Source organism: Streptomyces sp. NPDC051664 (assembly GCF_044453545.1).
Classification (GTDB): Bacteria; Actinomycetota; Actinomycetes; order Streptomycetales; family Streptomycetaceae; genus Streptomyces.
On sequence record NZ_JBITCU010000009.1, the window covers coordinates 60,837 to 75,539 of the forward strand.

Below are 14,703 nucleotides of genomic sequence, written 5' to 3' on the forward strand. Positions count from 1 at the left end.
GCAGGCCTCCGCTGGGTCAGGGCAGCACCAGGATGGCGTCGCCGACCGGGCGCTCGCCTGCCGCGTCGGACGGGTGGTTGATCATCTTGTCGTCGACGACCATCGTCGTCGAGCCGCCGCCGTCCAGGTTGACGGCGTTCTCCATGCCGAGGGAGTCGGCCACCGCGGCGCTCTCCGCGATGGACAGTCCGAGGCTGTCGACCGCGCGGCCGTCGACCGTGGCCGGCATGATCCGGCCGTGCCCGTCCACGCCGGCGATCGTGCGCGGGTTGCGTTCGGCCGCCCAGCCGTAGTAGAAGCTCGGGTCGCCCGGCCGGACCATGCCGTCGGCCTGCGGCGTCACATGGGGACGGCCGTCGCGGACGAGTTCCGGGCCGCCGTTGACGGCCATCTGCGGGATGCGGGCCGGTCGTCCCCGCTCGTCGGTCAGGTGGCCGCCGACGGCGAGGCGGGCGCCCGGCACGGCCAGCAGGGTCCCGGCCGCCCCGCAGGCGTCCCTCCCGCTCGCCCGCATCGCTCGTATGCTCGGTTCATGACCGATCTTCAGCGCGGACGCCCGACCACCAACTCCATGCGGCGCGCTCTCAAGCGGGCCCGTGACGGGGTCGCTCTCGATGTGACCGAGGCCGCCGTCCTGCTCCAGGCGCGCGGCGACGATCTGACGGACCTCGCCGCGTCCGCCGCCCGGGTGCGGGACGCAGGCCTCGAAGCCGCGGGCCGGCCGGGAGTCATCACGTACTCGCGCAAGGTCTTCATCCCGCTGACCCGGCTGTGCCGCGACAAGTGCCACTACTGCACCTTCGTCACCGTCCCCGGCAAGCTCCGCAAGGCGGGGCACGGGATGTTCCTGTCGCCCGACGAGGTGCTGGACATCGCCCGCAAGGGCGCCGCGATGGGCTGCAAGGAAGCCCTGTTCACCCTCGGCGACCGGCCCCAGGACCGCTGGCCCGAGGCGCGGGAGTGGCTGGAGGCCGAGGGTTACGACGACACCCTGGCGTACGTACGGGCCATGGCGATCCGGGTCCTGGAGGAGACCGGACTCCTCCCGCACCTCAACCCCGGCGTGCTGACCTGGACCGATCTGCAGCGGCTCAAGCCCGTCGCCCCCTCCATGGGCATGATGCTGGAGACCACCGCGACCCGCCTGTGGTCCGAGCCGGGTGGCCCGCACCACGGCTCCCCGGACAAGGAGCCCGCGGTGCGGCTGCGGGTGCTGGAGGACGCGGGCCGTTCCAACGTCCCGTTCACCACCGGGATCCTGATCGGGATCGGCGAGTCGTACGAGGAACGCGCCGACTCCCTCTTCGAGCTCCGCAGGACCGCTCGCGCCTACCACGGCATCCAGGAGGTCATCGTCCAGAACTTCCGTGCCAAGCCCGACACGGCGATGCGCGGGATGCCGGACGCCGAACTGGAGGAGCTGGCCGCGGCCGTCGCCGTCGCCCGCCACATCCTCGGCCCGTCCGCCCGCATCCAGGCCCCGCCGAACCTCGTCGACGCCGAGTACGCGCTGCTCATCGGCGCCGGGATCGACGACTGGGGCGGTGTCTCGCCGCTCACCCCGGACCATGTGAACCCCGAGCGTCCCTGGCCGCACATCGAGGAACTCGCTGCGAAGACCGCCGAGTCGGGCTTCACGCTGCGCGAACGGCTCACCATCTATCCGGAGTTCATCCAGCGCGGCGAGCCGTGGCTCGACCCCCGCCTCCTCCCGCACGTCCGGGCGCTCGCCGACCCGGAGACGGGTCTCGCGAAGGAAGGGGCGATCCCGGCCGGGCTGCCCTGGCAGGAGCCCGACGCGGGTTTCAACGCCTCCGGCCGCACCGATCTGCACCGCACCATCGACACCGAGGGCCGCACCGGCGACCGCCGCGACGACTTCGACGAGGTCTACGGGGACTGGGAGGCGTTGCGCGAGGCCGCCGCGCCCGGCATGGTCCCGTCCCGGATCGACACGGATGTGAAGTCCGCGCTGGCCACCGCCGCCGACGATCCGACGAAGCTCACCGACGACGAGGCACTCGCCCTGCTCCACGCCGACGGACCGGCTCTCGACGCGCTGTGCCGGATCGCCGACGAGCTGCGGCGGGACGTGGTCGGTGACGACGTCACCTACATCGTCACGCGGAACATCAACTTCACCAACGTCTGTTACACCGGCTGCCGCTTCTGCGCCTTCGCCCAGCGGCGCACGGACGCCGACGCGTACACCCTGTCGCTGGACCAGGTCGCCGACCGGGCCGCGCAGGCATGGGACGTCGGCGCCGTCGAGGTGTGCATGCAGGGCGGTATCCACCCGGACCTGCCCGGCACCGCGTACTTCGACATCGCACGCGCGGTGAAGGAGCGCGTGCCCGGCATGCATGTGCACGCCTTCTCGCCGATGGAGGTCGTCAACGGCGCCACCCGCACGGGGATGTCCGTCCGGGACTGGCTGACCGCCGCGAAGGAGGCCGGGCTCGACTCCATTCCCGGCACCGCTGCCGAAATCCTCGACGACGAGGTCCGCTGGGTCCTCACCAAGGGGAAACTGCCGACGGCCACCTGGCTCGACGTCATCAGGACCGCCCATGAGGTGGGGCTGCGCTCGTCGTCGACGATGATGTACGGCCACGTCGACCAGCCCCGCCACTGGCTCGGCCATCTGAGGACCCTGGCCCGCCTCCAGCAGGAGACCGGTGGTTTCACGGAGTTCGTGACACTGCCGTTCATCCACACCAACGCCCCCGTGTACCTCGCGGGCATCGCCCGGCCGGGCCCGACCGACCGTGACAACCGGGCCGTCACCGCCATGGCCCGGCTCCTCCTGCACCCGCACATCACCAACATCCAGACCAGCTGGGTCAAGCTCGGCACGGAGGGCGCGGCCGAAATGCTGCGCTCGGGGGCGAACGACCTGGGCGGCACGCTGATGGAGGAGACCATCTCCCGGATGGCGGGGTCGAGTTACGGCTCGTACCGGTCGGTCCAGGACCTGGTCGCCATCGCGGAGCTGGCGGGCCGGCCGGCGAAGCCGCGTACGACGCTGTACGGGGCAGTGCCGAAGGAGCGGCAGCTGACGGCGGCGGCGTCCGACGGACATCTCCCGGAACTCCTGCCGGTGCTGCCGAGCTGAGGCGGAGGCGGCGTACAGGGCGGCAGGGCCCACAGCGCCTCGCTGTCGATGTGAGCGGCGAGGCAGTGGGCCCATGGGAGATCGCCGGACGTGTCCACGTGCACAAACGTGGTGTGGGGCTCGGCCTGCCGGCCCCATCGGCCCTCGTCGCCGGTGAAGACGATTCCCACCCCGGTAGTCGTCGCCATAGAGGCGCTATGGGGGAGTCGTGGGGTGGGTGTGTGGTGGCCGCAGCGGTACGGAAGCCGGGGCCGCTCCGGCTTCCGTACCGCTGCGGGTGTGGTACACGTCCTGTACCATGATGCGTATGGCACTGAAGCGCACGAACGTCTACGCCGACGACGAGGATCTCGCGCTGATCAAGGAGGCCGCGGCCCGGATCGGAGTCTCCGAGGCCGAATTGATCCGTGAGGGTATTCATCGCATCGCCCTGTCCCATCGCATCTGGGACGAGCCGTTCGTCACCGACGAGGAGACGTTCGACCTGGGCGGTCCTGTCACCCGCACTGAGGTCCGTGAGGCTGTGGCCGCCGGTACCGAAGCCCGGGAGCGCCGAAACAAGGGGCACGCGGCTTGATCGCCGTCGTCGACACATCCGGACTGCTCGTCCTCTACAACCGTTCGGACCCGGATCACGTGGCAGCCAGGAAGGCCGCCGATCAGTGCGGCCTGCTCGTTGCCACACCTCTCGCACTGACCGAGGTGCACCAGGTGGCCACGAGCCGTGCGGGGCGCCGGGCCGCAGACGGCATCCTTGGCTCCCTCAACGCGCGGGTTCGGGAGCGGCGGCTGGTGCTGGCCTCCCCCACCCCGGGACTCCTCGATGTGGCACTGTCCGTGCGCGCGCGGTACGACTCGCTCGACCTGGACCTCGTGGATGCGGTGAACGTCGCGTTGGCGGCGGAGTACGACACCGACGTCGTCCTGACACGAGACATCCGGGACTTCCGGGCCCTGCGCCCACTCGGGGGGAGATACACCCACTTCCGGATCCTCCCGGACGATCTCTGAACGGGGCACGGTCACGGCTGGGCGCTGCGCCACCGACCAGACCGGGCAGGGCCGCCCGCACGACCTGATCGGCCGCCGCCGGATGCCGCTGCTTCCGGGGTGAGGTTCAGTGGATGCCGAGCATGCACGAAGAGTCGATGTCGGCGGTGAGGATTCCGGTCGGGTGGTCGGCCTGACGTCCGGTCAGAATGACCGACATGCCGCCGCTCTCCTGGTGCGGTGTCGCGACGTACAGCGCATGACAGTGTCGGGACCGCCCCGACCGGCACGGACCGTCCCGCCGATCGCGGCGGCCGCCGTCCGGTCGAGCGGATCGGCCAGGATGGCAGCGAGCGCGAGCGCGAGCACGTTGCGAGTCAGACGTTGCTACGGCCCATGGTCGACTGTTGTCCCGCGGTACGGAAATCCCTGGAGAATGCCGTTCAAAAGTGACCGCGAGAGTCACTCCGTACATACCGATCCGGTCCTCAACCGGCTGTTCCCCGTTCGATTAAAGTGCTGCGGAGTCGAAGCTGCGCAGCCGTACGAGGACGGGGAAGGGGCACGGTGAGCACAGGAGCCACAGCTGTCTGGGGCCGTGTCGAACAGCAGGACTTCCGCAGCCGGGTACGTGGCTGTCTGCTGGGCGGTGCCATCGGCGACGCGCTCGGTGCGGCCGTCGCCGGCCTCTCGCTCGAAGAGATCCGTGCGGCCCACGGCGCCGAGGCCGTCACCGACTTCGTCCCCGTCCACGGCAGACGCGGCGCGATCACCGCGGTCACCCAGCTCAACCTGTTCACCGTCGACGGGCTGATCCGCGCCCAGGTCCGCCGCGACACCGGCGCCTGGCACCCGCCCACCGATGTGCACCGTGCCCATCTGCGCTGGGCCGCCACCCAGCACGAGTGGGGGCCCGACGAACGCCGTCAGGAGAACGGCTGGCTCGCCCAGGAGGAGTGGCTGTACGCCCGCCGCGCGCCCACCCGGGAATGCCTCACCGGGTTCGGCGACGCCACGATGGGCACCCTCGACCGGCCCAAGAACCCCACCGCACGCGACTCGGCGGCCCTCACCCGGTCCGCCCCGTTCGGGCTGCTGGTCGGGTGGGAGCCGCAGCTCGTCCTCCAGCTGGCCGTCGAATGCGCCGCCCAGACCCACGGCCACCCCACCGCCCTGCTCTCCGCGGGCGCCCTCGCCGTCATGGTGCACGGCCTGGCCCGCGGCGAGACCCTGGACGGCTCCGTGCAGCACGCCCTCGCGCTGCTCGCCGAGCGCCCCGGCCACGAACAGGTCACCGAGGCGCTCAAGCAGGCCCTCGGCTCCGTACGCCAGGGGATCCCCGGCCCGGCCCTCATCGAGGCGCTGGGGGACACGGACTCCGCCGAGGAGGTGCTGGCCGTCGCTGTGTACTGCGCCCTGGTCGGCGAGGATGTGCGGCACGGGCTGCGGCTCGCGGTGAACCACGGCGGCCCTTCCGCGGGCACCGGGGCCCTGTGCGGCGCCCTGCTCGGCGCGCTGCACGGCGAGACCGCGCTGCCGCCGGCCTGGCTCGCCGAACTGGAGGGCAGGGCCACCCTCCTCGAACTCGCCGACGACTTCGCCATGGAGATGACCCAGGGCCCGGCCCTGCACAGTCCGTCGGCCGCCGCACCGGGCTGGCTGACCCGCTACCCCCGCGGCTGACCACCGCCCGCGCGGGCCGACCCGCGGAGCACGTACGAGGGGCGGGTACGGACACCGCCGTGTCCGTACCCGCCCCTCGGCTCCGTGCGGGCGGATCAGTCCTTCACGCCCTCCGCGACGGTGGTGTCGCCGGAACCGGCCTGCGCCGGAACCGTCGCGCCGGCGGCCGACGAACCGTCGCCGTCCGTGTTGATCTGCTCGATCAGCGCGTCGCGCTCCGGGGTGTCCTCCGGCTTGATGAAGCCGATCGCGATGTAGAGCACCAGCGAGATCGCCAGCGGCAGCGCCACCTGGTACTGGAGCGCGACAGTCGTCTTCACCGAACCGTCGAAGTTGTAATTGGTGAAGTAGAACGCCAGCAGACCCGCAGCCCAGCTGACGAGCGCCGCCGTCGGACCCGACTTACGGAACCTGCGCAGCAGGCCAAGCATGAACGGGATCGCGATCGGACCCATCAGACCGGCCACCCACTTGATGACGACGGAGATGATGTCCTTGAACGTCGGCGAGTTGATCTGGGTGGCGAGCGCCATCGACAGACCGAGGAAGCCGAGCGTGGACACGCGGGCCGCCAGCAGACCGGCGCGGCTGCTCCAGGTGCGGGCCGCCTTCGAGAGGACCGGGGCGATGTCCCGGGTGAAGACCGCCGCGATGGCGTTGGCGTCCGAGGAGCACATGGCCATCGTGTGCGAGAAGAAGCCGACGACGACCAGACCCAGCAGACCGTGCGGCAGCAGCTGCTCGGTCATCAGGGCGTAGCTGTCGGAGGCGTCCGGCTTCTGCGCGTGGACCAGCAGCGGGGCGCACCACATCGGGAAGAACAGGACCGTCGGCCAGACCAGCCACAGGATGGCGGAGAGCCGTGCCGAACGCTTCGCCGACGCGGCGGAGTCCGTGGCCATGTAGCGCTGGGCCTGGTTCCACATGCCGCCGTTGTACTCGAACGTCTTGATGAAGAGGTATGCCAGCAGGAAGGTCACCGTGTACGGGCCCGCCGTGGGGTCGGTGTGGCCCTCGGGCAGCTTGTCCCAGACCGTCCACAGCGTGCTGACACCGTCCAGCTTGGCCATGGCGGCGACGAGCATCGCGACCCCGGCGAAGAGCTGGATGATGAACTGCCCGAGTTCCGTGAGCGCGTCGGCCCACAGTCCGCCGACCGTGCAGTAGACGGCGGTGATGCAGCCGGTGATGAAGATGCCCTGGGTGATCGAGATGCCGGTGAAGACGGAGAGCAGGGTGGCGATGGCCGCCCACTTGGCGCCGACGTCCACGATCTTCAGCAGCAGGCCCGACCAGGCGAGCGCCTGCTGCGTCGGGATGTTGTAGCGGTTCTTGAGGTACTCGAGCGGCGAGGCGACGTGCAGTCGCGAGCGCAGCCGGTTGAGCCGCGGTGCGAAGAGCTGGGCGCCGATGCCGATGCCGATGGCGATCGGCAGCGACCAGGTCACGAACGACGTGACGCCGAACTGGTAGGCGATGCCGGCGTACCCGGTGAACATCACCGCGCTGTAGCCGGACATGTGGTGCGAGATGCCCGACAGCCACCACGGCATCTTGCCGCCGGCCGTGAAGAAGTCGCTGACATTGTCCACACGCTTGTGGGACCAGAGTCCGATCGCGATCATCACGCCGAAGTAGCCGATGAGCACGACCCAGTCGAGACTGTTCATGTGCCCCCTCCTGGGGTCCGCCTTATGAACGGGGTTACGCACTTCGTCAGTACGGCCGCCCAGCGGGGCCCCGTGCGGGAGCGGGGACATCGGGGATTGAACCGCCTGTTCGGTACCTCGGTCAAGGTTTTTGGCGATCAGGGATGTGAACGCCAATCAGTAAGTCGAACGATTTTACTTGTTCTTGACTCACGGGGGCGTTGTCGTGAACGTGACGGCGGCCACACCATGAGCAGGCACTTCGTCAGGCTGTGCAGAGCAATCACGAGCACTGGAGAGCGCAGAAAGACCGCACGGGATGCGGGTCCCGTGCGGCCGAGAAGGAGGAGAACTGCCTTTAACGACAGCAGATCAGCGCATCAGCTCGCCTGCGTTGACCAGCAGGGACTGCCCGGTGATCGACCGGGCGCGGTCGGAGGCCAGGAACACCGCGGCCTCCGCCACGTCACCGTCCGTGGCCAGCTCGGGCAGCGCCATCCGTTCGGTGAGCCTGCCGAGCACGTCGGCCTCCGGCAGGCCCTCGGAGTGCGCGGTGAACCGGACGTACGCCTGCACCGGCGGGCCCCACATCCAGCCGGGCAGCACTGTGTTGACCCGGATCCGGTGCGGGCCGAACTCCCGCGCCATGGAGTACATCGCCGAGGTGAGCGCGCCCTTCGACGCCGCATACGCCGCCTGCCGCACCTGGGACGGTGCGGCGACCGACGACTGCGTACCGATGACGACCACGGAGCCTCCCCGCTCCTTGAGGGCGGGCAGGCAGGCGCGTGTCATCCGCAGTGTGCCGAGCAGATTGACGTCGATCACCGACTGCCAGGTGGCGAGGTCGGCGTCCTCGACGCCACCGAAGTAGCTGTCCCAGGCCGCGACATGAACCACCGCGTCGATCCGCCCGAACCGCTCCAGCGCCAGCGCGGCGAGCGCCTCGCACTGCGCCTCGTCGGTGATGTCGGTGGCCAGATGTGCGGTGTGCCGGCCTTCGGGATCGATCTCGGCGGCCGACTTGGCGAGCCGCTCCGCGGTGCGCGCCCCGAGGACCGCGCTGCCGCCGTCCCGTACCACCGTCTCCGCGATCCGGTGCCCCAGTCCGGCCCCGACCCCGGACACCACGACGGTCTTCCCCGTGAGCAACATCGGCGCCTCCCGGCCCTGGCAGTTTTCCTGACGGGGCGTCAGAGTAGGACGCTGTGGCGGAGTGCGGAAGGGGAATGGCATGAGCGACGGGACTCGCAGCGACACGTACGCCGAACTGGCCGCGCTGGGGCCGTACGGAGTCCATCCCGGCCACGCGCTGATCACCATGGTGGAACCGCGCCCGGGCCATGAGTACGCGTACAACAGATGGTACGAAGACGATCACTACTACGCAGGCGCGATGGCGATGCCCTGGATGTTCGCCGGGCGGCGCTGGGTGGCCACCCGGGAGCTCCAGGAGCTGCGCTACCCGGAGAAGTCCGCGGTCGCGCAGCCGGTCGGCGCCGGGTGCTACCTGTCCACGTACTGGGTGACGGACGGACGCTATGACGACCACATGAAGTGGACCGTCGGGATCAACAAGCGGCTGAACCGGGACGGCCGGGTATACCAGGACCGCACCCATGTGTTCACCGCGTTCCAGGACCACGAGGCGACGGTCTACCGGGACGGCGCCGCAGGCCCCAGGGATTACCATGCCCTCGACCACCCCTACCGCGGGCTGGTGCTGCAGGTGATCGACGCCGAAGGCGCCGGGCAGCGAGCCGAGCTGCTGGAGTGGCTGCGCTCCCGGCATCTGCCGAAGCGGCTCGGCGGCTCACCGGCGGCGATGGTGACCGTCTTCCGCCCCACGCCGCTGCCGGGCGACCGGATGACCTATGTGAAGCAGGTCGAGGGCGTCGATACCCGCCTGACCCTGCTCTGGTTCCTCCAGGAGGACCCACGGGACTGCTGGGCGGAGCATTTCACCGGGCTCGACGTGGCGGTCGCGGAATCCGGCCTGGGCCGGGTCGAACTGGTGGCGCCGTTCATTCCGACCGTGCCCGGCACGGACCGGTATGTGGATCAACTGCGTTGACCGGATCTGCTGGAGGAGCCCCCTCGGCCGGGACGGCGGACCAGTCGAGAGGGCTTCCGGCGGCACCGGCGTCGGTGCCGCACCCCGGTCTGTGGAAGGGCATGGGTCAGGCGTCGACGGAGCCCTTCGCGATGTCGGAGACGAAGGCGTTCCACGCGCCGGGCACGAACGTGATCGAGGGGCCCTCGGGGGCCTTCGAGTCACGCACCGCGATCGCCTGGGCGAGAGGGGACCTGACCTCGACGCAAGCGCCGTTGCCCCCGGAATACGACGACTTCGTCCAATTGTCCGTAGCACCCTGACGAATAGCCATGTTCACTCCGGTTCAGAGAGTTGTGTGAGAGGTGCCAACCGCAAAACCCGTTGGCGTGATCGACGCTACTCGCCAACATCGTTGCGTGAAGGGGCCGTTCACTCGACCGGATGGCATATTCCATTCGGGCCTTCCACTTTGAGGTGGCGACGGTGTACCGTGCCGTCGCCCCACCCGTAACATCGCCCCTTTTCTCGCATAACGGACTTTGCGGAATATTGGCGCCGGACTACTGACGGCTGCAGTTCGGTCGGCATTCGGCCGGTGTTCGCCCGGCGTTCAGCCGCTGCTCACTCGCTGCTCAGCCGGGCGTACTTCTTCGCGATGTCGGCGATGAAGTGCCGGGTCTGCTCCACGTTCAGCGCCTGCGCCCGCAAGTGCTCGTACATGACGCTGTATCGCTGCACATCATTCGCTTTCTCCAGATAGAGATCGCTGGTGACGCCCTCGATATAGACCACGCTGGAGTCCGCGGCGTCCGGGAATTCCAAAATGGCGTACTGCCCGTTGATGCCCGGGTGTGCACCCATCTCGAAAGGCAGCACCTGCACGGTCACATGCGGCAGGTGCGACAGCTCGACGAGCTGCTCCAGCTGCTCGATCATCACCTGCCGGCCACCGACCTGCCGGCTCAGCGCGGCCTCGTCGATGACCGCCCAGAGCCGCAGCGGATGTTCCTGGTCGGTGATCCGGTCCTGGCGCCGCGCACGGACGCTGACGCGCTTGTCGATGTCGTTCGGCGGCGCCTCCGGAAGTGCGCCGTTGATCAGCGCCTCGGCGTAGCTCCGGGTCTGCAACAGCCCCGGGACCACCTGGGGTTCGTACACCCGCAGCGACTCGGCGTCGGTCTCCAGGCCGATGTAGACGCTGTACGGGATGTCGCCGAAGGCGTGCCACCAGCCCTGCTGGCGGGAGTCCTTGGCCATCTGCATGAGCGAGTCGACGATCCGGTGGTCCTCGACCTCGTACACCCCGCAGAGGTCGCGGACGTCGCGCTGACTGATGGACCGGCGGCCGTTCTCCAGGCGGCTGATCTTCGACTGCGAGACCAGCAGCCGCTCCGCCACCTCCTCGGCCGTCATGCCCTTGAGCTCGCGCAGGCGGCGCAATTCCTGACCCAACCGGCGTCGCCTGACGGTGGGATTGACGTTGGTCGGCACGGAAACGGCACCTCCGGCTGTGTAGCTGTGCGTATCTACTGCTCAGCAGATTGCCACCCATGGGCCGGGTTGCGCTGGGAAATGGCCACACGCAGGCGCGCGGGGCAGCCGGTGGACCGGCTGCCCCGCGCGTGGTGCGGCTCCCGAACCGGGTCTTGGGGACGTCGGTGCGGCGGTATTCGGTTGTCCCGTCGGTGCGGTGCGGTCCGCTGCCCTAGTGGGCCGCGGTGTGCACCATGCTGTCGCGGCGTGACTGCGACGGCACTTGCGGTTGCAATGGTGCTCCCGCCGGCTGGTTGCGGCGCGGTTGTGCGACCGCTCCGTTCTGGACGTCCATCACGGCGTGCGCCACGAGGCCGCCCATCGGGTCGTGTCTGATCAGGTCCCGGAGCCGGGAGCGCGATGAGCGCCCCTCGTTCCCGGGGTACAGGTGCTTGCCGAGTCCGACCGCGTGGGCCAGTGCGGCGAGCGCCGCGGTCCGCGGGTCCGGCGGTACACCGGTGCGGATCGCACTGTCCAGCCGGGATCTGATCTCCCGGCTGATTGCCGTGTCCGTCGCCTGGTAGCGAGTCGTCGGCAGCACCCCGCACATCTGTCCCGCCACGGCATGCACCATGCCGCACCGTTCCAGATGCGAGAGATAAGTCTGACGCAGCCCCAGCCGGGGCCCGCCAATCCAGTGGACGGCCCGGACCGGGCTGCCGCGTCGGCGCAGCAGTTCCAGTGCGGAGTCCAGTGTCGGATCTCCTGTCGGCCGTGGCATCACCACGGCGATACGATCCCCGTCAGGGGCTATCCGTCCTGCCAGAGCCAGCTCCACTAGCTGAGCTCCGGCGAGGCCGAGGTCGAGCGACTGCGGCTGCGCTGTGGTACCCGTGGTCGGGTCCAGAGCGAGCAGCAGAAGCTCCTCCGGAATTGTTCTGCGGCTCCTGCCCATCCATGCCTCCCCGCGTGGATGAATGACAGGGTGACCCCTCTCACATTGGTCTGTCGAGGGCGCATGGGTGCTTCGTACGGGAACCAGTAGGTATGTCGTTCTCGTCTAGCAGCCTGGCCGAGGGTTCACACAGGACACTGGTAGCTGGTTCGGACAGTGCGGGGGCGTCCCCGCGGCGCATGGAGGAGGCATCGGTGGCGGGCGAGTCCCCCGACAGGTCGGAGCAGCAGAAGTCGTCGGGCGCGGCTCGGAGCGAACGCGATCCGCGGCTTGCCGTCTTCCGTGACACGGCAGCCGTGGCGGATGCCGGAGCCGGAACCGCGACTGGAACCGGCGGCAATACGGATACGGCGACGGCGGTGTTCCGTACGAAGCCTGCGGAGGCCGGCGAGGGCGAGGGGCAGGACTCTCGTGAAGGCCTCGGCGAGGGCCTCGACGGGGCGAGGAACGGCTCTCGCGGCTCCCATGGTCCCGAGCGGGCCGAGAAGGCCCCTGAGGCCCCGGAGGCGGCCTCTGTGCCCGAGGAGCCGGAGGAGCCCGAGGAGGGCGCCCGGGCCGCGGAGACGGCCGGGGCGGCCGACGACGCAGGAACCGGGACCGCACCCGAGGAGGGCGACGCGCGGCTGCGTGCTGCGGTCGCCGCGTGGGTGGGGAAGGGCACTGCCGGCGCGAAGACGGCCGAGCAGGACGAGAAGGGCGAGAAGTCCGACACGGTCGCGGTCACCGGGAGCGACGACGTCACGGAGAGCGACACGCCCGAGATCGTCGACGAGTCGGGTGACAGCGGGACGACGTCCACTGACGTGACCGAGGACGAGCCGGACGAGCCGGTCGCGTCGGACGCGGCCTCCGCCGCGGATACGGACGCCGCGGATGAGGACGACGCCGACGAGGCGCGTGCTGAGGGTGCCGGGAAGCCTGCGGCATCCGACGGTGCCGAAGCCGCGGACGAGGGGCCGGGCGGCAACGCGGACGGGGCCGAGGACGAGGAGACCGACGGCGCTGCCGACGAGGCCCGGGGCACCGGCGGCCCCGAGGAGAGCCCCGAGGAGAGCCCCGAGGGCGCGGAGAGCGTCGAGGCAGCCGATGCCGCTGAGACGTCCGAGACGTCGCCCGAGTCCTCCGAGTCCTCTGAGCCTGCCGAGGACGAGCGCGCAGTCGATCAGCCTACGGCCGTCTTCAGGACGGTCCGGCCCGACCGGGTCGACCAGCCGACGACCGCCCTGAAGATCACCCCGCCCGCGTCGAAGCCGGAGCAGAAGCCTCAGCAGAAGCCGGAGGCCGAGAGCGCCGCCGAGCGCACCAGCCAGTTCGTGCCGCTGCGCCGCGACGAGGCGCGGCCCGCCCCCGCCGTCCGCAAGCCCGAGACACCCGCAGCCGCACCCGGGCCGGCCGTCGCCCCGTCGCTCAGCGGCGCCGAGCGGACCCGGCAGCAGCCGTTGCCGCCCCGGCCGCCGCTCGATCTGCTGGCCGAGCTGACGAACACGCCTCCGCCGCCGGAGACTCCCGTCCGTACGGCCGTGCGCCGGGTCAAGATCTGGACCCCGCTGGCGGTGCTCCTGTTGATCGTCTTTGCGATCGTGCAGGCGGTGCGCCCGCTGCCGACGCCCGAGCTCCGGCTGACGGCGCAGTCGACGTACACCTTCGACGGCACCAAGCCGTCACTGCCGTGGCCGAACGAGGGCCAGGGCTACATGGCGGCGACCGGCCTCGGCACAGTGGACTCGTTCGGCGAGCAGAAAGCCGTGCCGATCGGCAGTGTGGCCAAGGCGATGACCGCGTACATCGTCCTCAAGGATCACCCGCTCAAGAAGGGCCAGGCCGGTCCGTCCATCACGGTCGACGCCAAGGCGGAGTCGGACGGCAAGCTGGACGCCGCGGGCGAGTCGACGCTCAACACCGTGAAGACCGGGGACAAGCTCACCGAGCAGGAGGCCCTGTCGGCCATAATGATCCCGTCCGCGAACAACATCGCGCGGCTGCTGGCGCGTTGGGACGCGGGTTCCGAGAAGGCGTTCGTCAAGAAGATGAACGACACCGCCAAGTCGCTCGGCATGAAGAACACCACGTACACCGACCCGTCCGGACTCACCGCGACCACGGTGAGTTCGGCCGAGGACCAGGTGAAGCTCGGCCAGAAGCTGGTGGAGATCCCGGCGCTGATGGCGATCACCAAGCTGCCGTCGTGGACCGACCCGTCGGGCAAGAGCTGGCGGAACTACAACACCCTCGTTCCGTACAACGGCGCCCTCGGCATCAAGACCGGCTCCACGAGCAAGGCGGGCGGCAATCTGCTGTTCGCCGCGCACAAGATGGTCGGCGACACCGACCAGCTGATCGTCGGCGCGGTGCTGGGCCAGCACAAGGCGCCCATCATCGACACGGTCAACGCGGTCAGCAAGGACGTGATGGTCGCGACCGAGGACCTGCTGAAGAGCGGGAAGGTGGTCAAGAAGGGCGATGTCGTCGGTGCGGTCGACGACGGGTTCGGCGGTACCACCCCGGTCGTCGCGACCGAGGACGTGGCGGCGGTCGGCTGGCCCGGTCTGACGGTCAAGCTCGAACTGAGCGACGACGGGAAGACGCTCCCGCACGAGGCTGCCGCCGGAACCCACGTCGGCACGCTCACCGTGGGTGAAGGGTCCAGCCAGGTGAAGGTGGCGGTGGCGCTGCAGAGCGATCTGATGAACCCGTCCTTCGGCCAGAAGCTGACCCGGATCAGCTGACGCGGACGGGGAGGGGATGCCGGGCCCGGCATCCCCTCCCCCCTTTTTCGGTGCCC

General features: G+C 69.8%; 12 protein-coding genes. 6 read left to right on the forward strand and 6 right to left on the reverse strand.

Annotated elements, in window-relative coordinates; genetic code table 11:
• Positions 1–16: 16 nt before the first annotated feature.
• Positions 17–514 carry a phosphodiester glycosidase family protein gene (locus ACIA8E_RS18705; protein ID WP_399299275.1) on the reverse strand — a complete coding sequence of 166 codons (498 nt, stop codon included), beginning with the start codon at positions 512–514 and terminating at the stop codon, positions 17–19.
• Positions 515–532: 18 nt separating this feature from the next.
• Here ACIA8E_RS18705 and ACIA8E_RS18710 point away from each other — a divergent pair, with 18 nt between their 5' ends.
• The 4 genes from ACIA8E_RS18710 (at position 533) to ACIA8E_RS18725 (ending at position 5,788) form a co-directional block, all read left to right on the forward strand.
• A complete protein-coding gene (locus tag ACIA8E_RS18710; RefSeq protein WP_399299277.1) occupies positions 533–3,115 on the forward strand; it encodes a bifunctional FO biosynthesis protein CofGH in 2,583 nt (860 codons plus the stop codon).
• Between the two features lie 307 nt (positions 3,116–3,422).
• Complete coding sequence (locus tag ACIA8E_RS18715; protein WP_030974387.1) at positions 3,423–3,692, forward strand: CopG family transcriptional regulator; 270 nt, start codon at positions 3,423–3,425, stop codon at positions 3,690–3,692.
• Positions 3,689–4,126: a type II toxin-antitoxin system VapC family toxin gene (locus ACIA8E_RS18720; RefSeq protein ID WP_399299278.1), complete on the forward strand. Its 438-nt coding sequence runs from the start codon at positions 3,689–3,691 to the stop codon at positions 4,124–4,126. The genes ACIA8E_RS18715 and ACIA8E_RS18720 overlap by 4 nt, the downstream gene beginning before the upstream one ends.
• A gap of 546 nt (positions 4,127–4,672) precedes the next feature.
• On the forward strand, positions 4,673–5,788 hold the full coding sequence (locus tag ACIA8E_RS18725) for an ADP-ribosylglycohydrolase family protein (protein WP_399299280.1): 1,116 nt from the start codon (positions 4,673–4,675) through the stop codon (positions 5,786–5,788).
• A gap of 95 nt (positions 5,789–5,883) precedes the next feature.
• On the opposite strand, the gene ACIA8E_RS18730 is transcribed toward ACIA8E_RS18725, so the two are convergent.
• Both ACIA8E_RS18730 and ACIA8E_RS18735 read right to left on the reverse strand, forming a co-directional pair.
• Complete coding sequence (locus ACIA8E_RS18730; RefSeq protein ID WP_399299282.1) at positions 5,884–7,458, reverse strand: sodium:solute symporter family protein; 1,575 nt, start codon at positions 7,456–7,458, stop codon at positions 5,884–5,886.
• Positions 7,459–7,809: 351 nt separating this feature from the next.
• The gene (locus tag ACIA8E_RS18735) at positions 7,810–8,592 is read right to left on the reverse strand and encodes an SDR family oxidoreductase (RefSeq protein WP_313937811.1); all 783 of its coding nucleotides are present in this window, start codon (positions 8,590–8,592) and stop codon (positions 7,810–7,812) included.
• Positions 8,593–8,671: 79 nt separating this feature from the next.
• Between ACIA8E_RS18735 and ACIA8E_RS18740 the strand changes: the two genes are divergently transcribed.
• The gene (locus ACIA8E_RS18740; RefSeq protein WP_399299284.1) at positions 8,672–9,511 is read left to right on the forward strand and encodes a hypothetical protein; all 840 of its coding nucleotides are present in this window, start codon (positions 8,672–8,674) and stop codon (positions 9,509–9,511) included.
• Between the two features lie 106 nt (positions 9,512–9,617).
• Here the strand turns inward: ACIA8E_RS18740 and ACIA8E_RS18745 are convergent, their stop codons facing one another.
• The 3 genes from ACIA8E_RS18745 to ACIA8E_RS18755 all read right to left on the reverse strand — a co-directional run bounded on the left by ACIA8E_RS18745 (position 9,618) and on the right by ACIA8E_RS18755 (position 11,921).
• Entirely contained in the window at positions 9,618–9,824 is a 207-nt protein-coding gene (locus ACIA8E_RS18745) for a DUF397 domain-containing protein (protein WP_313937809.1), read from the reverse strand.
• A 290-nt stretch (positions 9,825–10,114) separates the two neighbouring features.
• Positions 10,115–10,984 (reverse strand): helix-turn-helix transcriptional regulator, encoded by an 870-nt coding sequence (locus ACIA8E_RS18750; protein ID WP_030974398.1) that lies wholly within the window; start codon positions 10,982–10,984, stop codon positions 10,115–10,117.
• Positions 10,985–11,198: 214 nt separating this feature from the next.
• The gene (locus ACIA8E_RS18755) at positions 11,199–11,921 is read right to left on the reverse strand and encodes a GPP34 family phosphoprotein (protein WP_399299286.1); all 723 of its coding nucleotides are present in this window, start codon (positions 11,919–11,921) and stop codon (positions 11,199–11,201) included.
• 194 nt (positions 11,922–12,115) lie between these two features.
• On the opposite strand from ACIA8E_RS18755, the gene ACIA8E_RS18760 reads away from it, so the two are divergent.
• The gene (locus tag ACIA8E_RS18760) at positions 12,116–14,647 is read left to right on the forward strand and encodes a D-alanyl-D-alanine carboxypeptidase (protein WP_399299288.1); all 2,532 of its coding nucleotides are present in this window, start codon (positions 12,116–12,118) and stop codon (positions 14,645–14,647) included.
• Positions 14,648–14,703: the final 56 nt, after the last annotated feature.

What these genes read in the sequence shown, in the direction of transcription:
- ACIA8E_RS18705 (WP_399299275.1), bottom strand. Translation starts at nt 514, where the DNA reads ATGCGGGCGAGCGGGAGGGACGCCTGCGGGGCGGCCGGGACCCTGCTG.
- ACIA8E_RS18710 (WP_399299277.1), top strand. Translation starts at nt 533, where the DNA reads ATGACCGATCTTCAGCGCGGACGCCCGACCACCAACTCCATGCGGCGC.
- ACIA8E_RS18715 (WP_030974387.1), top strand. Translation starts at nt 3,423, where the DNA reads ATGGCACTGAAGCGCACGAACGTCTACGCCGACGACGAGGATCTCGCG.
- ACIA8E_RS18730 (WP_399299282.1), bottom strand. Translation starts at nt 7,458, where the DNA reads ATGAACAGTCTCGACTGGGTCGTGCTCATCGGCTACTTCGGCGTGATG.
- ACIA8E_RS18735 (WP_313937811.1), bottom strand. Translation starts at nt 8,592, where the DNA reads ATGTTGCTCACGGGGAAGACCGTCGTGGTGTCCGGGGTCGGGGCCGGA.
- ACIA8E_RS18740 (WP_399299284.1), top strand. Translation starts at nt 8,672, where the DNA reads ATGAGCGACGGGACTCGCAGCGACACGTACGCCGAACTGGCCGCGCTG.
- ACIA8E_RS18745 (WP_313937809.1), bottom strand. Translation starts at nt 9,824, where the DNA reads ATGGCTATTCGTCAGGGTGCTACGGACAATTGGACGAAGTCGTCGTAT.
- ACIA8E_RS18755 (WP_399299286.1), bottom strand. Translation starts at nt 11,921, where the DNA reads ATGGGCAGGAGCCGCAGAACAATTCCGGAGGAGCTTCTGCTGCTCGCT.